A 22,147-nucleotide genomic window follows, 5' to 3' on the forward strand; every position below is an offset into this window, starting at 1 on the left:
CCATGAACAAAGCCATTGAACAGATTTACCGCAAAGTCGCCGCCAAAGAATTGACCAAGGCCGAGGCCATGACCCTGTTGCGCCGGATCCAGGCGGGCACCGATCCCGCGACGGACCCGACCGCGACACCCGTGTCGTCGCCCGCCGCGGTCTCGCCGCCCCCCGTTTTGCCCAAACCAAGCGGCATCGCCCTGAGCGACCCGGCCTCGCTGCCGACCCGTTATCCGGCCGGCCCGGCCCGTCCGGTTTACACCCTCGCCCCGCTCGATCCGGTCACGCCAGCGGCGGTCCAAGCAAGCTACAGCCTGCACTATTTGGGCGACGGCGTTTGGGTGTTGCGGGCTGCCGCCGCGGACGGCCTCGATGCACGCGCGGTCGTGGCCACGCTTCGCGCCGCGGCCGAACCCCGTGTTTTGGTTCAGATGGGCGCGGGCTGGGCCATCCCGACCGCGGAGATTCCCGTTCCCGTGATCGCGGTATTCAACGGCGATGTCCAGGGCGCGGCTTTGTGCCGGGCGGCACGCTGTGATTTGGTGCTGTGGTCCGCGGAAGGGCGTTACCACGCGGGAAGTTGCTCCGCCGAGGAACGCGCCTTTTTGGCTTTTCGCTTCGGTTCGACCATCGCCAACCTGTTGTGCGGCGACCGAGCCGTGACCGGCGACGCCCTCCAACAGGCCGGGTGCGACGGCGCGGTGTTCCCCGCGGCGGATGTCGAACACCAAGCGCTGCAATTGGCCCACGCCTTTAAGGTCGCTTCACCCAAAGCCGCAAACCTGCTCAAAAAGCACCTGGCCCAAACCGATCTGTTCCCGGAGCCGGAACGCACAGGGTACCCATTAACCACGGCGGCGGTTGCCACGCCGGGCGCCCCGGAAAAGGTGGCACTCGCCGCGGACGTGGTTGAGATGGCGGTTTACCCCAACGGCGTGGTGCTGGTCACCCTGTGTGATCGCGACAGCAAAAACGCCTTTTCGCCAGGCATCGCCGCCGGTTTGTTCGAGGTGTTCGACAAGCTGCGCGCATCGGACGCCTACAAGGTCATGGTGCTGACCGGGTACGACCACCTGTTCGCCTCGGGCGGCACCCGCGACGGTCTGATCGCCATCCAGCAGGGCGCAACCCGTTACGCCGACGCCCCTATTTACCACATGTTGTTGGCGTGTCCGGTGCCCGTGATCGCGGCCATGCAGGGCCACGCGGTGGGCGCGGGTTTGGCGATGGGATTGTACTGTGATGTTCAGGTTTACGCCGAGGAAAGCGTGTATTCCAGCCGCTTCATGCGTTACGGGTTCACACCCGGCTTTGGCTCCACGCTGATTTTCCCGCACCGTTTCGGCCACGACTTGGGCCGTGAGTTGCTGTTCACCGCGGCGGACATCAAAGGCCACCAACTCAAACGCCGCGCCCCCTTCCTCAACGTGGTTCCGCGCCGGGCGGTGTTGGCGCAGGCCTTGGCACTGGCCGCTCAGATGGCGACGGCAACCCGCGCCGAACGGGTCCGCGAAAAAGCGAAGCGCGCTCAGATCCTGCTCAGCCGGCTCGACGCGGTGGTCGAACGCGAGCTGGTGATGCACGAGCAAACCTTTGTCGGCAGCGCGGAGACCCTGCGCCGTATTGAAAACGAATACGCGGCTGGACCGGCGGCCAAGGTTCCCGTTCCACCCGCACCCCAACCCGCGCAACAAGCCGCCGAAGCCCTGGGCGAGGATGTGCTGGAAACGCTGCGGTCCATGTTGGCCGAGGAACTGTGCATGGAGACCGACCTGGTCGACGAGTACATGTTGCTCACGGAATTGGGGCTGGACTCGATTACCGGGGTCACCTGGGTCCGCCGCATTAACGCCCACTTCGACCTGGACATCCCCGCCACGCGCATCTACGATTTCGCCAACCTCAAAACCTTCGCGGAAGCCGTGGCGGCCGAAATCCCCCATCAACCCAAAACAGCCATTCAGGCCGACCAACCCGCGTCTGCTCCAGAAACCGCGTCCCCACCGGTAGCGGTATCCGCCGACCCCAACCTTTCGGAAAGCGTGCGCGACACCTTGCGGTCGATGCTCGCCGAGGAACTGTGCATGGACGACGATCTGGTCGAGGATCACGCGCTGCTCACCGACATGGGTTTGGATTCGATCACCGGGGTTACCTGGATTCGCCGCATCAACGCGCACTACGCGCTGGATCTCTCGGCCACCAAAATCTACGACCACGCCACCCTGGTTGACTTCGCGGCTTATGTGGCGGGCGAGGTGGCCGGAACCACCCCGGCACCGGCGGCGCCCACACCCGCGCCGGCCCAAGCGATCACCCAACCGAAACCCGCTCCCAAGGCGGTGGCCGCCGAACCCAAAAGCCAAGTTCCAAAGCAGCAAACGACCGTCCCCAAACCCACCGTTGCATCGCAACCCGCGCCATCCTGCCGCGAACCCCGCGGCCAACGCGGCGTGGCCGTGGTCGGCATGGCCGGGCGTTTCCCCATGGCCGAAAACATCGACCAATTTTGGCAGAACATCCGCGACGGCCGCGATTGCATCACCGAAATCCCCGCCGACCGCTGGGACTGGCGCGATTACGACGACGGTCGCGAGGAAACACGCGGCATTCGCTACGGCGGGTTCATCGAGGACATCGCCCTCTTCGATCCGCTCTTCTTCGGCATCGCCCCCAAGGAAGCGCGTTTCATGGATCCGCAGCAACGGCTGCTCCTGCTTTACACCCAAAAAGCGCTCGACCACGCCGGCTTAACCGCGGCCGACCTACAACAGGACCGCACCGGGGTTTTTATCGCCGCCGCACCCGGCGATTACGCGCGTATCGCCGCCTCCGCCGCGGCAGGCCCGCTCGGCCTGACCGCGATGGCACCTTCCGTCATTCCCAACCGCATTTCCTACACCTTCAACCTCAAAGGCCCGAGCGAATGCACCGAAACCGTTTGCGCCTCGGTGTTTACCGCGCTCCACCACGCGGTGCAATCCATTGAACGGGGCGAATGCGAACAGGCGATTGTCGGCGGCGTCCACTTGCTGTTGTCGCCAATGCAGTTCAACAGCGTGGCCGCTATGGGTTACCTCTCCCCCGACGGCCGTTCGCGACCCTTCCAAAAAGACGCGGCCGGTTTTGCCCGGGCCGAGGGTGTCGGCGTCTTGATCCTGCGCGCCGGCGAAAAAGCGCGCGACGACAACAGCATTCACGCCTGGGTCCGCGGCACCGGCGTGGCCCACGGCGGTCGCGGTCTTTCACTCACGGCCCCCAGCGAGACCGGCATGAAAACGGCCATGATGCAGGCTTGGCGCGCGGCGGGCGTGGATCCGCGCGAGGTCGCCTTGATCGAAGCCCACGGCACCGCCACCCCGCTGGGCGACGGCATCGAAATCGAAGCGCTCAAAGCGGGTTACCGTGAAATCGCCGGTGATTTCGAAGCCGGCGCGACGATCCCACCCCCCTGCCGCATCAGCAGCCTAAAACCCATTATCGGGCACAGCGAAATCGTGTCCGGCATGGCGGCGCTGATCAAGGTCATCCAAGCCATGAACCACGGGGTGCTGCCAGGATTGCCGCATTTGGGCGAGCGCCATGAACACGTTTCCCTGGAAGGCAGTCCCTTCCTCATTGAAAAAGACAACCGGCCCTGGCCCAACCGCTTCGACGCTTCAGGTAAACCGGTCCCGCGCCGCGCCGGCCTCAACAGTTACGGTTTTGGCGGCGTCAACGCCCACGTGCTTTTGGAAGCAGGTGAACAACCGCACCCACAACGGGACGGCTCGGAGGGGCCCTTCCTGCTGGTGCTTTCCGCGCCGAGCCAAGCCCAATTATTCACCCTCGCCGCAAAGCTGCGCGAGCACCTGGAACACCACCAGGTCGACATGACCAACCTGTGTTACACCCTGCAACTCGGTCGCGAGGCAAGAGACCACCGCCTGGCTTTGGTGGCGGATTCCCGCGCGGACGCGGTCACCAAGTTGGCCGGCGTGGCCGACGCGGACAACCGCCGACAACAGCGCATCTACCTGGGCGACGCCGGTCCCAAAGGCGCCGACCGGTTACCGCGCCACATCCGCAACATGGTCGGCCCGCAACAAATCGAAGCATCCTTCGCGCGCCGCGACTGGGACGCGCTCGCGCAGCTGTGGATCGGCGGCATCGCGCTGCCGTGGGCCGCCGCCTACCGCGACAGGGCCGTTCGCCGCATTCCGTTGCCAGGTCATTACTTTGATTTGGCTCGGTATTGGGTGGATGGGCCACAACCGGCCGCACCCGCGGCGACCCCAACCCAAAAAACAGAACCCGTCGCCCCGGTCGCGCCGACCACCGACCTTTCCCTCGAAACGCGGGTGACGGCCATCATCGCCGAGTTGGTGGATTTGGACCCGGAACGTATCGAACGGGACCGGCCGTTGCATTACCTGGGCTGGGATTCGGTGCTAACCCTGGAAATGGGTCGCCGCTTGCAAGAAGGATTCGGCGTCGCGCTCGGAAACCGCGAACTCTTGGAACAGGATACCGTGGTCAAGTTGGTGGACCTGCTCACGCGAAAAGGGGCCGAGCCGGTACCGGTGCCGACCCCGAGCCGGCAGCAGGCCAACCCAGGCCCGGCGACAGAACCCTTCCCCCTTGCCGAGGGCCAACTCGGCCTGTGGTTGCTGCAAAAAGCCGACCCTCGCATGACCGCCTACAACGTGCCGATCACGCTGGCCACTCGGCAAGCGGTCGACGTGCCCAAGCTGCGCGAGGCTTGCCGCCTGCTGTTGGTCAAACACCCGGTTTTGCAAACCAGCTTCCTGAGCAGCGATACCGGCAAACCGCGCCAGGTGCACGACGTGGACAAACCCCTGTTCTTCGAACAAGGCGTGTTGCCCGCCGGCGAACCAGAACGCATCGCCCTGTTAAAAACCACCTTCAAACAACCGTTCCGACTCGACGGCGATCCCTTGATGCGGGTCCATCTGTTCAGCGCGGGCGAACACGACCACGTTTTGCTGGTCACCCTGCACCACATTATTTTCGACGGGACCTCGATGAAAACCTTCATCGCGGACTTGCTCACCACCTACACGGCCTTGTGCGACGGGCGCGAACCGCAAACGGCGCCCCAAGCGGACGGTGGTTACGCGGATTTTGTGGCCTGGGAACAAAACCACCTGGCCGAACAGGGCGATCAGCTCAGCGCTTGGTGGCGCGACCATTTGGCCGGCCCCCTGCCGGTGCTCGCGCTCAATACCGACCGGCCCCGCACCCGGCAGCGCACCTTCGAGGGCGCTTCGCTGTTTTCTCACCTTTCCCAAGCGCGCGGCGACCGGGTGCGCGCCCTTGCCAAGCAGCACGGGGTCAGTACCTTCGTGGCCATGCTGGCGATTTACAAGGTGCTGTTGTTCCGCCACACCCATCAGCAAGACATCGTGGTCGGCACACCGACCTCGGGCCGGCCGCAACCCCGCTTCGAACAGACCATCGGTTACTTCATCAACACCATCGCGGTACGTAGCCGGCTCAACGCCGCGTGGCCGTTTCGCGAGCTGTTGAACAGGCTCAAGTGGCAGGTGGCCGACGCCTTGGATCACGCATCCCTGCCCTTCCCACGTTTGGTTGCCGCGCTCGGCGTCAAACCCGGCGCCCACGCGCCCGTCTACCAAACCACCTTCCTGCTGCAAAACTTCTTCTCCGTGAAGGAACAAGACGCCTTTGCCGCTCAATTCCCCGGCTGGTCATCCGTGCATGGGGTCAAGCAGGAAGGCGAGGACGATCTGTCGCTGCACGTGCTGGAGGGCCGCGACGGGTTCGCCCTGAGTTTTGGTTACAACCCGGAACTGTTTGATGCCGAAACCATCGAACGTTTCGCGGAACACTTCAACCACCTGGTCGACGCGGTCTCGGACGACCCCAACCAACCCATCGGGGCTTACGCTTTCCTGGGGCCGGCTGAAAAAGAGAAGGTGTTGGTCGCCTGGAACAACAGCCGTGAGGATTTCGGACCCGACCTGTGCCTGCACGATCGTTTTGCGCGGGAAGTCCGGCAACGCCCACAACAGATCGCGCTGGAAAGGGTGCACGACCAAGGGTCGGAAACGCTGACCTTTGCCGCGTTGGACCGGCGCGTCGAGGCCCTCGCCGGCTTTCTGCAAAGTCGCGGCATCGGCCCCGAACAATTGGTACCCATCTGTTTCCGCCGTTCCTTTGACATGGTGGTCGCCATGCTCGGCGTGTTGCGCGCGGGCGGCGCCTTCGTGCCGATGGACCCGGATCACCCGGCCGAAAGGCTGCGTTTCCTGGTCGAGGATACCGATGCCCGCTTGGTGCTGACCTCGGCCGAACTGGTTGAGCGCGTCGCCGCGGCGGGCGTGACAACCATCGCCCTGGACCGTGATCAGGAGGCAATCCAGGCCGCCGGACCCGCGCAACGCGGCACGGTCACCCCCGAAAATTTGGCCTACGTCATCTACACCTCCGGCAGTACCGGCAAACCCAAGGGCGTGATGATCGAACACCGCCAGATCCGCAACACGCTGCAGTTCCTCGCCGCGCGTTACCCACTCGCCGAAAACGACGCCTACCTACTCAAGACCAACACCACCTTTGATGTCTCGCTTTCCGAGTTGTTCGGCTGGGTCTTCGGTCGCGGACGTTTGGTAATCCTGCCGCCGGGCGCTGAAAAAGACCCGCAACGCCTGATCAAGGTTCTGGCACGCCACGCGATCACCCACCTCAACTTCGCGCCTTCGGCGCTCAACGCCTTCCTGCGCGCCGCACAAAACCGTCCCGACTTTTTGGCGACCAACGCCCTCAAGGTGTTGATGGTGGCGGGTGAAGCCTTTCCCAAGGATTTGGTTGCCGAAAGCGTGGCCGCCTTCCCGCGCGCCCGTGTGGAAAACATTTACGGCCCCACCGAGGCCGCCATTTACGGTTCGTATTTCTCCTGTTCCGGCGCCCGCATCCACAGCGCCAACCTGCCCATCGGGCGACCCGTTGCCAACACCCACCTGATCATCGTCGATGAACAGATGCAGCCCGTGCCCATCGGCGTACCCGGCGAATTGTGTTTGGCCGGCAAAGGCATCGCGCGGGGTTACCTGAACCGGCCCGCCTTAACGCGGGAAAAGTTCGTGATCAATCCCTTCGAGGACGACCCGGATTACCGCCGTCTCTACCGCACCGGCGACTTGACGCGCCGGCTGGCGGACGGTAACGTCGAGTACATGGGCCGCATCGACCACCAGGTCAAGGTGCGCGGGTTCCGCGTTGAACTGGGCGAAATCGAAACCCAACTGGATCGCCACGCGTTGGTGGGTGAAAGCGTCGTGGTGGCCCGCCGAGAAACCGGCCAACTGGTCGCGTATTTCCTGCCCAACGACCGGCAACAGGTACCCGACGCCCAAACGCTGCGCGACCATCTCGGCGCCGTGCTGCCGGATTACATGGTTCCCGCATTTTTTGTGGCCTTGGATGAGATTCCGCTTTCTTCCAGCGGCAAGGTTAACCGCAAGGATTTGGCCGCGCGCGAAATCGTGCTGGACCGTCGCGAACCTCCCAAGCCCAAGGCAAAACCGACAGCGACGCCCAAAACCCGCGACCAAATCGCATCAACGGTGCTGGACATCTGGCGCGCGGTGCTGCAGGTTCAAAACATCGCGCCGGGAGACGCCTTCTTCGAGGCCGGCGGTGATTCCCTCAACGCCGTGTTGCTCGCGGAACGCATCCAAAAGGTGCTGGGCTGTGCCTTCACCACAACCGACGTGATGCATTTCCCCACCGTGGACGACATGGCGACGGTGCTGGCGAAGCGCGTCGGTGCCGAGGAAGCGCCCGCGCCGCCCGAACAAAGCGAGCAGGCGGCAGCGGAACCGGCGCCACCCGCGGCAGCGGAACCGGCCCCATCGGTTACCACCACCTCTGAACCGCCAACGCGGATGGAAACCCCGCCCCAACCCCAAAACCAAAAGCCGGCGCTTCCCGAGGACGACGGCGTGGCGATTATCGGCATCTCCTGCCTGTTCCCCGGCGCCCGCAACCATCACGAATTTTGGACCAACCTGCGTTTGGGAAGCGACGCCGGCGTTTTTCACAACCAAAACGCCTTGCGCGAAAAACGCGTCCCCGAGGCGCTGATCAACCATCCCAACTTCGTCCCGCTGCAAATGGCGATTGAGGATCGCGACCTGTTCGATCCCGAGTTTTTTAACCTGTCCTCACGGGACGCGCTGCTGATGGATCCGCAATTCCGCCTGTTGTTGCAGCATTCGTGGCAGGCGGTGGAGGACGCGGGTTATGTGCCCGACGCCATTCGCGATACCGCCGTGTACATGTCGGCCAGCACCACGCTGTACCAAACCATGCTGCACAACGCCGGCGAGGTCGGTATGCAGGACCGTTATGTTTCCTGGATTTTGGCCCAGGGCGGCACCATTCCCACGCGCATCTCCCACTACCTGGGGCTGACCGGGCCGAGCATGTTCGTGCATACCAATTGCTCGTCTTCCCTGACCGGTTTACACGCCGCCTTCCAGAGCATCCGCAACGGCGACGCCACCTATGCGCTGGTCGGCGGGGCGACCGTGCCGCCCGTGGCCGCGCCCGGTTACATGTACCAGCCAGGCTTGAATTTCTCCGGTGACGGCCGTTGTAAAACCTTTGATGAGAAGGCCGACGGCATGGTGGGTGGCGAAGGCGTGGCGGTGGTCCTGCTGAAACAGGCGCGCGCCGCCGTCGCCGACGGCGATACCATTTACGCCGTGCTGCGCGGGATTGCCGTCAACAACGACGGCGCCGACAAGGCCGGTTACTACGCGCCTTCCGTGCGCGGGCAAGCCGCCGTAATTGACAAGGTGCTGCAAACCACCGGGATCGATCCCGAAAGCGTCGGTTACATCGAGGCGCATGGGACCGGAACCAAGTTAGGCGATCCGATTGAAGTCGCCGCCTTGGGCGAGGTCTACCGGCGCACCACCGACAAAAACCAGTTTTGCGGTTTGGGTTCGGTCAAAACCAACATCGGCCATTTGGATACCGCTTCCGGGCTGGCCGGATGCATTAAGGTCGCGCTTTCACTCTACCACGGCGAATTGCCGCCCTCACTGCATTACCGCAACCCCAACCCCGCCGTGGATTTCGCCACCTCGCCGTTTTACGTGGTCGACGAACTCACGCCATGGCAACGGGGCGAGACACCGCGCCGTGCCGGGCTCAGTTCCTTTGGCATCGGCGGCACCAACGTCCACGCTTTGTTTGAAGAACCCAGGTTGCGGCCGGCGGAACAAACAACGCCCGCGAGCGATGCACCTTACCTGATCGTGCTTTCGGCGCGCAACGAGGAACGCCTGCGCGAGGCGGCGGCCAACCTACACCGCTTCGCCCTGGTCCCCGACCAATGTCCCATGGCGGATGTCGCCTATACCCTGCAAGTCGGCCGCGTCGCCATGCAGGAACGTTTGGCCCTGGTGGTAGCCGACCGTCGCGAAATGCTGCTCGGGCTTGAGGCCTTCCTCGCCGATGAACCCGGCCCCTGGCAACGGGGAACGGTCGGCGCCGGCAGCTCGGTTTTTTCCGCGGAAGATCTGGCCGAAATGCAGGAAAAATGGGTGCGCACCAAGCAATGGGACAAGCTGGTCGCTTTGTGGTTGCAAGGCGGGGCCGTCGCTTGGTCCCGGCTCACCAGCCAAAGGCCCCGGCGCATCAGCCTGCCGACCTATCCCTTCGCCCGCGAACGCTTTATGGCGAAACGGCCGGTCAAAAAGGCGCTGCACCAACTGCACCCGCTGGTGCATGAAAATGTCTCGACCCTGCACCAACAGGCCTATCGTTCGCGTTTTGACGGCGGCGAATTTTTCCTTGCCGAGCACGTGGTGCGCGGCGAGAAGTTGCTGCCCGGGGTCGCCTATCTGGAGATGGCGCGCGCCGCCGCGGTGCGCGCCTATGGCGATCTGGCCGAAACCGACGTGCGCCTGCGCAACATCGTCTGGCTCAGGCCCTTTGCCGCCGCTTCGGACGAGAACCCAATCCACATTGCGCTGGAACCCACCGAACAAGGGGACGGCATTCGTTTTGAGATTCGCGGCGAAAGCGAAACCGGCGAGCCCCCGGTCCACTGTCGCGGCATCGCCGAAATCGCCCCGTCCGGCCCGCGCGAACCCCTCGATTTAGCGCCGATTCGCGACCGCTGCAACCGCCACCAAATCGACGGTGACCGTTGCTACGCCACCTTCCGTGCCGTGGGCGTCCACTACGGCCCCGCCTTCCGTTTGATTCAGGCGTTACACGGCGGTGACCGTGAAGTCTTGGCCCAATTACAGGGTGACGCGGCGGCGGAAGCGGATTTCCTTCTCGAGCCCGGCATGCTGGACGCCGCCTTGCAGGCATGCATCGGCCTCAAACTCAAACCCGGCGGCGATCAAGCCGCGGCGGAAGGCGCACCGATTCGGTTTTCGTTACCTTTTGCGCTCCAGGAATTGAGGGTCCACGCCCCACTCCCAGACGCGGCGTACGTCTGGATCCGCCACGCCGAGGGAAGCAGCGCCGACGACCGCATGCGCAAATTGGACATCGACCTGTGCGACGGCGAGGGCCGTGTCGCCCTGGCCATGCGCGGTTTCTCCACGCGGGTGGTGGACGGCGGCGAACCCTTGCGCACGCCCCAGGCGACCGAACCCAAGCAACGCCCCTTGTTGTTCAGCCCGCGATGGGCCGCGCGCGCGCTCGCCGAAACCACCTCCCCTTTCCCCGCGGGCACACGCCATATTGTGCTCCACTGCGATCCCACCCACGAACAGGAAGCCCTGCGCAACCACGCCGAAGCCTTGGTGATGACCCTGCGCAGCGGACGCGTTGAAACCCGCTACAGCGATTTAGCCGTGCGCCTGTTTGAGGAGATCCGCAGCTTGTTGGCGAGCCGTCGCGAGGGGTATACCTTCGTGCAACTCCTGGTCCCCACGCCCGTCGCCGCCGGTCTCGCCGCGGTGCTTAAATCGGCCCACGCGGAACAACCCAAGTTCATCGGCCAGCTTTTGCTGTTGGAGGGTGATGAAACGCCGGAACAACTGGCCGGTTATTTGGCCGACAACGGTTTGCGCCCGGAAGACACCGTCGTACGGTACCGCGACGGCAGCCGCGAGGTGCTTGATTGGCAGGAGCAAGACCGCCCCGAAGCGATCAAACCGGTTTGGGTCGACGGCGGCGTTTACCTGATCACCGGTGGTGCCGGCGGGGTGGGTTTGTTGTTCGCCGAGGAAATCGCCGAACAAACGGAACAGGCGGTTCTTTATTTAATGGGTCGCTCCAGCCTTTCCGACGAAACGCGGGCACGCCTCGCTCGAATTGAAGAACTGGGCGCCTCGGTGATCTACCGCGCGGCGGATGTGTGCCAAGCCGCCGAGGTTCAAACCCTGGTCGACGCGATCGCCGCCGAACAGGGCCGCCTCGACGGGGTGCTCCACGCCGCCGGCGTTTTGGACGACGGATTTATCCTGAAAAAATCGGCCGAATCCTTTCGTGCCGTGCTGGCGCCCAAGGTCGCCGGCACCCTGCTGCTGGACAAGGCCACCCGCGCGCTGGATCCCGGCCTGTTCGTGCTGTTCTCCTCCGGGGTCGGCGTCTTGGGCGGTCCCGGCCAGGCCGATTATGCCGCCGCCAACGCCTTCCTGAACGCCTTCGCGGAAGAACGGAGAACCCAACGCCCGCAACGAACCACGCTTTCGGTGGCCTGGCCCCTCTGGCGTGACGGCGGTATGCAGGTAACCGAAGCGCGCCAACGCGCCATGGAAGAAAATGTCGGCTTACAGCCCATGTCGCTGAAGGACGGGCTCGCCGCTTTTTACGCGGCGGTCGCGATGCCGAGCGCGCAAGTGATGGTGTTGGACGGCGTCGCCGAGCGCATTCGCGCCTTTATGAAACCGCGAACCCTGGTTCGTGAAGAAACCAAGCAACCGGTCCCGGCTGAGCCGGCAACCGCCGCGCCAAACGACGTTGTTCGCGCGGCGACGCTCGCTTGGGTGCGCGGCATTCTGGCCGACATCACCCGCGACGATCCCGCCAAAATTCGCCGCGATACCGCGTTTGAACAATTGGGCGTCGATTCCATCATGCAAATGAGCGTCATCGAGGCTTTGGAAAAAACCACCGGCGAATTGCCCAAAACCTTGTTGTTCGAGTACCCCGATGTGGGCGAACTGGTCGACCATCTGCTCGCCGAATACGGCCAAAGCCTGCACCAATCCTTTGGTGCGGCGCGCGAACCCGAACCGCAACCCGACGCGCCGGGCCCCGCCGAACCCGTCGCCGATTCACCGGCGCCGAGCGCGCCGACAGCGTTGCGTCCGTTCCGCGTGCAGCCGAGCGCCACGCCCCATGAAGCCGCGCCCCAACCGAAGGCGGACGACGGCATCGCCATCATTGGTATCAGCGGCCGGTTCCCGCAATCACCCGATTTGGACGCCCTCTGGCAACACCTACTCGCCGGCGACAACTGCATCACCCGCGCCGACGCAACCCGCCGTCATCCCTCGCTCAGCACCTACCTGGGCGAACCCGAGGACACCACGCCCCGCTACGGCGGGTTCCTGGACGACACCGACCGCTTCGACCACCACCTGTTCGGCATCCCGGAGGAACAGGTGCTCAACCTCTCCCCCGAGTTGCGGTTGTTCCTGGAAACTACCTGGCTGACGTTTGAGGACGCGGGTTATTCCCGTGCCGCCCTCCATCGGTTCCAACAAAACCACGAAACCGGGGTCGGCGTTTTTGCCGGCATTATGTACCACCAATACGCTTGGACCATTCCCAACCCACGCACCGCGCTGCTCAGCGCCAATGTCAGCGAATGGCACATTCCCAACCGCACCTCGCACTTCTTCAATCTGACCGGACCCAGCATGGCGATTAACTCGGCCTGCTCCAGCTCGCTCAGCGCCATCCACACCGCCTGCGACAGCCTGCGCCAGGGCAACTGTTCCATGGCGATTGCGGGCGGGGTCAACCTCACCCTCGATCCCTCCAAATACGATTTGCTGGAAAAATCGCGGATGTTGGATCGCGGCGACCGCAGCCGCGGTTTCGGCACCGGTTCCGGCTACATCCCCGGCGAAGGCGTGGGCACGGTGCTGCTGAAACCGCTCGCCCAAGCCGTGGCCGACGGGGACCGCATCCACGCCGTGATTCGCGCGAGTTTCGCCAACCACGGCGGCGGGCGGCAAATGTACACCGCGCCCGATCCCAAACAGCAAACCCGCCTGATCACCACCGCGCTGCAGCGCTCCGGCATCGATCCATCCACCATCGGTTACGTTGAGTCGGCCGCCAACGGCTCCGATCTGGGCGATCCCCTTGAGGTGTTGGCGCTCAAAAAAGCCTTCGCGGCGGCCACCGACCGCCGCGGCTTCTGCGCCTTGGGCACGGTTAAATCCAACCTCGGCCATTTGGAAGCCGCCTCCGGTATGTCCCAACTGGCCAAGGTCCTTTTGCAGCTACGTCACCAAACGCTGGTACCCACGATTAACGCGGAACCCTTGAACCCCAAAATCTCCTTCAACGATTCAGCCTTTTATTTACAACAAGATACGCGTGCCTGGCACCCCGAAACCGATCCCCAGACCGGGCAAACCCTGCCCCGCCGTGCCATGATCAACTCCTTTGGCGCGGGCGGCAGTTACAACAATTTGGTCATCGAAGAATACCAACCCAAACCGGTGATGCTGCACCCCGCGCAGCGCGCGCGGCTGTTCCTGTTCAGCGCGGCCACGGAAGCGGGTTTGGCGGCCTGGCTAGACCGGTTCAGTGACTTTTTGGCGATTCGGCCCGAAATCGATGCAGCCGCCTTGGCCGCGGCGCTGGCCCAACGGGACCACGGCCACCCACACCGGCTCGCGGTTGTGGCGGACACCGTCGCCGATCTGCGCGGCAAGCTCGACCTCGCCGCGCGGGGGACCCATCACCCAGATGCGGCCGTTTTTGTGTCGGGCCAAGCGGCGCCGGTGACAGCACTGCCCGCGGTTCACGAGGGCATGGACGCTTCTGAACTCCATGCCGTCGCCGCCGCCTTCGTCGCCGGTGAAAGCCAAGACCTGAGCCCCTTGTACCGGGGCATCCCCAAACACGGCCTGCCGATGCTACCCGCCACCCTCCTCGATCACGGCCAGGTGTTTCGCCATAGCGCCGTGGATCCCGATTTGGACTTTTTCCTGGAGATCGCGGAAAAAATCACCAGTGGCGAACTGTCCCCTGAACAATTCGACCAACTCGTGGCGGAGATGAACCCATGAAATTAAACGCGCTGTACCAACTGGTTCAAGACGGAAAAATGGAACCCCACGATTTCGCACGCCACATGAAACGGCTGAAAAACCAACAACCGGCGACGCGCGTGCCTGTCGCGCTGACGGAAACCTACGTCTACAACGAACCCTTTTTGCGGGACCACACCATCGACGGCAAACAGATTCTTGTGGGTGTGACCCACGCCGCGCTGGCGATTAACGCCTGGTTCCAGCAAAACCCGGAATCGTCCGCGGTCCATCTGCAACGGCTGAGTTTCACCGAACCGATTGAGGTCGGGCCGGGTCAACGCGCCGAGGTGCGAATTGAAACCCAAGCGGCCGACGCGGGTTTGGCGATGAGCGCCCGCTACCGCACCCGCGCCGATGCGCCGTGGCGACGCACCGCCCAAGGTCGCCTGGAAGCGAGTTCCTTCACGGCTGAGGCGGTGGATGTGGCCGCGTTGCGCGCCGGTCTCTCGCGCTATCCCGAAGTCACGCGGCTTTACGAGGCGGGCGAACCGGTGTTCGGCGTCGGTCCCAGCTTCCGCGTGATTCGGGAATTGGCCGTTGGGGAAACAACCGCCTTGGCCACCTTGGCATTGGCACCGGGCGATCACTCTTACGTGCTCGACCCCTTGATCACCTACAGTGCCTTCACCGCGTTGATTCCGCTCCTGCAAAAAGGGCTGGGCGGCGCCTTTCTGCCGTTCGGAATAAAATCGCTGCAGTTGGTTCGAACCGAACCCTTGCAGACCTGTTATCTGTTGGTTCGGCTCGTGAAAAACTCCGGTGAAATGATCCTGTTTGACGTGGACCTCATCGACGCACAACAACGCCTGGTGGCGCGCTACGCGGGCTGTTCGATTAAACGGCTGCGTCTGCCGGGAACGCGGCCGGCCGTGCCGGCTCCCCCGCGACCCGCGTCGCGGCCCGCGCCGCCACCGGTTCAGGCCAAGGGCGACCTGGCAACGCGGATTGGCGCGCACATCCGCGCAAAGCTGGCCGCCGCCGTGGGCGCGTCCCCGCGTTCGATCTCGTTTGACGCCAACCTGATGGACGGCGGTTTGGCCTCGGTCCAGCTCGTCGATTTGGCCGCGACGCTCGAACGGGAATTGGGGATCGAGCTAGACCCCACCTTGTTTTTTGAATACCCCAACTTGCGCGAATTAACCGACTACTTCGCCACGCAACACCGCGCCGCCTTCACACGGTTCTTGGAAACGGACGCGGATCCGCGCACCAAATCCGAACCGGCTTCCTCCTCGAAATCCGCTTCGGCGGCACCCGTCGCACCCTTACCCCCACCGGATCCGCAACCCGAACCCCTCCTTACCGTCGCATCCATCTCGACAGAAGGTGAGACGGAACCGACACCGGTTCGCGTCGACGACATCGCCGTGATCGGCATGGCCGGTAGGGTCGGGGGCGCCGACAACCTCGACGCCTTCTGGCACAACCTCAATGAGGATCGCGATGTGATCACGGAGGTGCCCACCGATCATTGGGACATCGACCCTTGGTACCATCCCGAACCGGGCGTCGAGGACCGCACTTATTGCCGCACCGGCAGTTTTATCAGCAACGTTCACGGTTTTGACCGCGCCTTTTTCAACCTCTCCGAGCGCGAGGCGCGGTGGATGGATCCCCAGGTGCGGCTGCTGTTACAAAACGTGCACGCCGCCGCCGAGGACGCGGGTGTGGTCAAAAACCTGCGCGGTTCCAATACCGGTGTGTTCGCGGGGATTTGTTTTTCAGATTATGCCGATGAACTGGCCGCGGCCGGCTTGCCCATTTCGCCTTATTCCCGCACCGCCGGCCCCGAGGCCGCCGCCAACCGCGTGTCCTTCCATTTCGATCTCAAGGGGCCGAGCATCCTGTTTAACACCGCCTGTTCTTCCGCCTTGTTCGCGCTCCATGCCGCCCGACAAGCGCTGAAAAACGGCGAATGCGGCATGGCCTTTGTGGCCGGCGCCAACCTGGTATTGAGTTCGCAGCATTACCGCGCCTTTTCCGCGCTGGGATCGCTCTCTAAACAAGGGCGTTGCCTGAGCTTCGACGAAGCCGCCGACGGTTATGTACCGGGCGAATGCGTGGGTACCTTGTTGCTCAAACCGCTGGCCCAAGCCATTGCCGACCGCGACCGCATTCACGCCGTGATTAAAGGTTCGGCCGCATTGCACGCGGGTTACACCCCTTCCTTCACCGCCCCAAGCGTCAGCGGACAGGAACAGGTATTGCTTCAGGCCTGGGCGGATGCGGGCATCGACCCCGCCACGCTCAGTTACATCGAAGCCCATGGGACCGGCACCAAGCTGGGCGATTCCATCGAAATCGCCGCGCTCAAAAAAGCATTCGGCCGCCATACGAACCAACGGGGGTTCTGCCGCGTCGGCACCGTGAAAACCCACCTAGGCCACACCGAGGGCGCTTCCGGCATGGCCGGGATGCTCAAGGTCATCCTGCAAATGAAACACCGCCGTTTACTGGGAATGGCTTCGCTGCGTCAAACGAGCAGTTACCTGCGCCTCGACGATGCGCCGGTGGTCCTCGGTGACACGCGTCAACCTTGGCACACCGAAAACGGCCCGCGCCGTGCCGGCGTCTCGGCCTTCGGTTACTCTGGTGCATACGCCCACGTGGTGTTGGAAGAATACACCCCGCCGGCCGAGACGAAGCCGGTTCCTCAAGCCGAGGTGCCCGCGCTGGTGGTGCTTTCCGCCGCGGACGAAGCGGCGTTGCGGGTTTCGGCCAAGCGGTTACACGACTTCATTCGGATGAATGCGCAGGCCGCCGTCCCAACCGAGCCGAACCAGGCAAACCATAAAACGTGGGAAGCTAAGGTAATGCGCGTCCTTGGCGAACTTTTGCAGGTAGACATAAGCGATATCGATAGCGACGTCGGTTTGGCCGAGCTGGGCCTCGAACCCGTAGCCTTCCCGGTGCTCGCGGAACGCCTGTCCGGCTTTGGGGTAACGCTTAAACCGGGCACCTTTCTCGAGCAAAACACCCCGGCCCGCATTGCCGCCCAACTCGCGGACCGGGCCGAAACGCCGAGGGAATCAACGCCAAATGGTTTGGACTTACACGATTTGGCCTACACGCTCCAAGTCGGACGCCTCGAACTGCCGCAACGCCTCGCCTTGGTCGCCGACTCCTTGGACGCGGTCTGCCAACGGCTCGACGATTACCTCGCCGGAACGAACCATCCCAACTTGTTCCACGAACACACGGAACGCCATCAAGAAACATTGGCCCTGTTCGCGGACGATGAAGAAATGGATGCGCTCGTCGCGGGTTGGTACCAACGGGGCCGCTACCAACACTTGCTCGGCCTGTGGGTGCGCGGTTTTGCGCTGGACTGGTCGCGTTTCCACGGCGCCGCCGCGCCGCGCCGCATCAGCTTGCCTACCTATCCCTTCCGCACCGATCCCTATCTCCATCCCGCCCTGGCCAACAAACCCGCACCTTCACCGTTGCCGCCGGTAAAAGCAGAAAAACCGCGTGCTGCGCCACCCGTCGCGACCTCGGCAGAAACCGATTGGTGTTTCGAACCCGTCGATCCGAGGGTGGCCGACGCGGGCGGTCCCGAACCGAAGCAGAAAGCGCGGCAGCTTTTGCGGCAGTTGGTTTCGCAACATACCGGGCTGTCTTTTGATGAGATCCCCATTGAATCGGGCTTTTTGGAAGCAGGCCTGGGTTCACGCGCGCTCGTGGCCTTGGTGCAAGCCGTTTCGCACCTGTTGGCCACCGACCTATCGCCGGGCCTGGTGTTTGAATACGCCACCCTTGCGGCCTTTGCCGATTGGCTCGTCGACCAACACGAAACACGGCTGCGCGCGCTTCAGGTCCGCCGCGCCGGACCCGCGTCAGCCGCGCCGAACGCGGTCGAATCACCGTCAAACCTCGATCCAAACCCGGCAGGGCTACCGCTCTCCGAGGGTCAAAGCGGTCTGTGGTTCCTGCAAAAGGCCGACCCCGGTCTAAGCGCCTATAACTGCACCCTGTGCTTCCGGGGGACCATCGACCCCAGCCAATTGGAGACCGCCTGCCGGCTTGTGTTGCAACGTTTCCCAATCCTCACCACCGTCTGTGGTGAGGATCAAGACGGGAGGCCGTATCAAACAGAACGGCCGAACGCCCCCCTCGCCTTGCACCACGCGCCGCCCGTCTCCGAAGCGGACCTGATTGCGAAGTTGCGCGAACAGATCGCCCAACCCTTTGACATGGCGCAGAACCTGTTCCGCGTGACCCTGTTTCCGGTTGGCGATGAAACGGTCGTTCTCATCAACATCCATCATCTGATCTTTGACGGCAGTTCCTTCGCCCTGCTGTTAAACAGCTTAAGACAGTTTTACATCGAGCCCGCGGCGGGGCGGCCTGTCGCCGTCACGCCGCCGCAACGGACCTACGCGGATTACGTACTGGCGCAGCAGCAGCAGTTGAATGGCGCGGTTGGGCAGCGGCGACGGGTTTGGTGGCAACGGCAGCTGGAGGCCATGCCGCCGCATCTTGAATTGCCCGCGGATCGGCCACGCTCAAAAAATCGCGCGCCTGTCGGGGCCACCCGCACGTTGCGGCTTTCCGAGGCAGAAAGCCGCCGGATCCGCGTCTTTGCCGAAAGCCAAGCCGTTTACCTTTCCTCGTTCTTCCTGAGCCTGTTCAAGGCCCTGTTGCACGTGTACAGCGGTCAGAACGACATCATCGTGGGCATGCCCGTGAACGAACGGGGCCCCGAGGATCAGGGCAACATCGGGTACTACATTAATATGGTTCCCATCCGAAGTCGGGCGCTGGGACAGCTTCGTTTTTCCGAGATTTTAAAACGTTGCCAGGTAACCTTGGTCGACAGCATGGCTGGCAGTTTGCCGTTCCCGACGCTCGTGCGTGCGCTGGAAGTCAAGGCCGCCGATCAGCCGCCCATTTTTCAGGTAGCTTATGCCTATCAGAACTTTGCGACTGGGAACCGCGCGGGGACAGCGAAGGGTGATGCACCATGGACCTTGGTGGAAGGGCTTCACCAGCAAGGCGGCTATGATCTGGACATGCAGGTTTACGACCATCGCGACGGTTTCGCATGGGACCTCAACTACAACGCCGCCCGATTTGCCGAGGAAACCATCGTCCGCTTACTCGGCCACCTGCGGACCATGTTACACGCGGTGCTTGACAATCCAGAACAGCCGATTGCGCGCATCAACCTGCTTTCAGAAGCGGAAACCCGTTTGCTGAACCGAACGTGGAACGACACCGCCCGCCCATACACGGACGGCGACCAATGCATGCATACCTTGTTCGAACGCCAAGCCGCGGCCACACCGGAAGCGACCGCGTTGGTTTTTGAAGCGCGCACCATGACTTATGCCGAGTTGGAACAGCGCAGCCGCGACTTAGCCGGACACCTTCAGGAACGCGGGGTTGGCCCCGAGGTGCGCGTCGGCGTCTGTCTGGAACGCTCTTTCGAAATGGTGGTCGCCTTGCTGGGCATCCTGCGCGCGGGTGGGGCCTACGTGCCGCTGGATCCCGATTACCCGCGCAACCGACTCACTTATTTGGTCGAGGACGCCGCACCCGCTTTGATCCTCACCGTTTCCGAACTCGCCGCGCGCCTGCCGGAACACACCGCCCCGCTGTTGTTTCTCGACCAGGTCCGCGACACAGCGGGCAACGCGGATGCACGGTCTCTTGTCTGTTCGGTGAGGCCCGACAACTTGGTTTACGTACTCTACACCTCGGGTAGCACCGGCCGGCCGAAAGGCGTGATGCTGGAACACCGCGCGCTGGTCAACCGCATTCTTTGGATGCAGGAAACCTATGGTTTAGGCCACGAGGATCGCATTCTGCAAAAAACGCCCTTTAGTTTCGACGTTTCCGGTTGGGAATTCCACTGGCCGCTTATGGTGGGGGCTTCCCTGGTCATCGCGCCGCCGGAAAAACACAAGGATCCTGTTTGGTTATGCAACGCCGTTCGCGATCGGAAGATTACGGTGATGCACTTTGTGCCCTCCATGCTCAAGGCCTTTTTGGAGGCGGAGGAGGTCGGCGACTGTACAGGTTTGCGCAAGGTTTTTTGCAGCGGCGAGGCCTTGGAAGTTGGTCTCAAAAACCGTTTTTTCGAACGTTTGCCAGGCCAAGAACTCCACAATCTTTACGGCCCTACCGAGGCCGCCATCGATGTCAGCTTTCACGCATGCCGCGCCGAGGAAACCAGCGTGCCTATCGGCAAACCCATCGCGAATAGTGAACTGGTCGTGTGTAACCGGGCCGGCTTGCCGGTGCCGCGCGGTGTGCCGGGTGAGCTGTGGCTCGGTGGTGTCGGCTTGGCACGCGGCTACCTGAATCGGCCGGAACTCACCGCCGAACGGTTCACCGCCGCCGCAACGGGCAAACGCTTTTACCGCACCGGCGATCTTGTACGACGCCGTGACGACGGTGCGATTGAATACCTGGGTCGCATCGACCACCAGGTCAAAATTCGCGGCATGCGCATCGAATTGGGTGAAATCGAAGCCGCCTTGCTGCGCCGGGAAGGGATTCACCACGCCGTGGTCCAGGTGCGATCCATCAAGGGTGAGCAACAACTGGTCGCGTTTTATGTGGCGCAGGGCAATACAGAACAGGACCCGAACGCCTTGCGCGAGGCGCTGTTGGGCGATTTACCCTCGTTCATGGTTCCTACCGTATTTTGTGCTTTGCCCGACATGCCGCTTTCGCCCAACGGCAAAATCGACCGCCGCGCGCTTGAGGCCGTCCCCGTTACGCTTCAGTCGACACGGGCTTACCATGCCCCACGTAACACCCGCGAACACCAACTGGTCGCGCTCTTTGGTGAGGTGCTTGGCGTGGAACCTATCGGCATCAACGATGACTTTTTCGAACTGGGCGGCCACTCCATGACCGCGATCCGGCTGCTCTCGCGTATTGAGGCAACAACCGGCGTTCGCCTAACCATGAGCGCGCTGTTCCAAACACGACAACCCATGCTTCTGGCCGCCCTGATCGATCAGGAACAGGCCGAGATTTCAGCGGGTGCCAGACTGATCCCATTGCAAACCAAGGGTGACGCGCCGCCGCTTTACTTCGTTCACGGCTTGAGCGGGCAAAGCCTCAACTACCTACCGCTCAGCCGCGCGCTTCGCGACAGACAGCCGCTTTACGGCTTCGAACCGCCGGGTTTGGCGCGCGGCGAGGAACCGTGTTTCACGGTCGACGCCTTGGCCGAAACCTATGTGAAAACCATCCAAGCCCATCATCCAGCCGGCCCGATTCAGCTTGGCGGCTGGAGTCTGGGCGGCGTGATCGCCCAAGCCGTCGCCTGTAAGTTGACAGATAAAGGTCGGCAAGTGACCCGGCTTTTCCTGGTGGATAGCTATTTGGCCGAACATTTCGACCGCTATACCCAACTCTTGGAAGAACGGGATTTGCCTACCGCACATCTTCCGAACATGGATTGCACCGACGAGGCGGCGTTATGTCGCAACATGCTCTGTGAATTCGGTTTGCCGGTAAATGACGGGGAAAGCGTGGATGAAATGATCGGTCGTGAGGACCCGCGTCGGGTGATCGGCATGGAACCAGAAGCGATCCGCCGTTTACTCGCGGTTCGCTGTGCCAACCACGAGGCCCTGCGCCGTCACCGACCCGATCAGGTATTTAACGGCGGAACCTATTATTTCCAGGCCGCGCACCGCAACTTGGGACACGGCGAAGCACAGGGTGCCGTTGCCGACGCCGCGTTGCGCGACCTGATCCAAGACGAAACGCGTCGTCTCTGGTGCCGGTACCTCAACCCTGAAACTACCCAATTTGTCCTGCTCGAAAGTAACCATGAGGGCGTCATGCAGGAGCCTGTTGTGTGCGAGATCGCCGCCGCGATCCGAGGCACGGCTCAGTTGACCGATCCTCGCTAGCCCCTT

Annotated in this window: 2 protein-coding genes; both read left to right on the top strand. The window is 63.0% G+C overall.

Annotated elements, in window-relative coordinates; genetic code table 11:
- Positions 1 to 2: 2 nt before the first annotated feature.
- Positions 3 to 14,240 carry a non-ribosomal peptide synthetase gene (locus J3U88_RS12665; RefSeq protein WP_207859134.1) on the top strand — a complete coding sequence of 4,746 codons (14,238 nt, stop codon included), beginning with the start codon at positions 3 to 5 and terminating at the stop codon, positions 14,238 to 14,240.
- Entirely contained in the window at positions 14,237 to 22,141 is a 7,905-nt protein-coding gene (locus J3U88_RS12670) for a non-ribosomal peptide synthetase (protein ID WP_207859135.1), read from the top strand. The genes J3U88_RS12665 and J3U88_RS12670 overlap by 4 nt, the downstream gene beginning before the upstream one ends.
- The last annotated feature ends 6 nt before the right edge of the window (positions 22,142 to 22,147 follow it).

The organism is Acanthopleuribacter pedis (assembly GCF_017377855.1).
Taxonomy (GTDB): domain Bacteria; phylum Acidobacteriota; class Holophagae; order Acanthopleuribacterales; family Acanthopleuribacteraceae; genus Acanthopleuribacter; species Acanthopleuribacter pedis.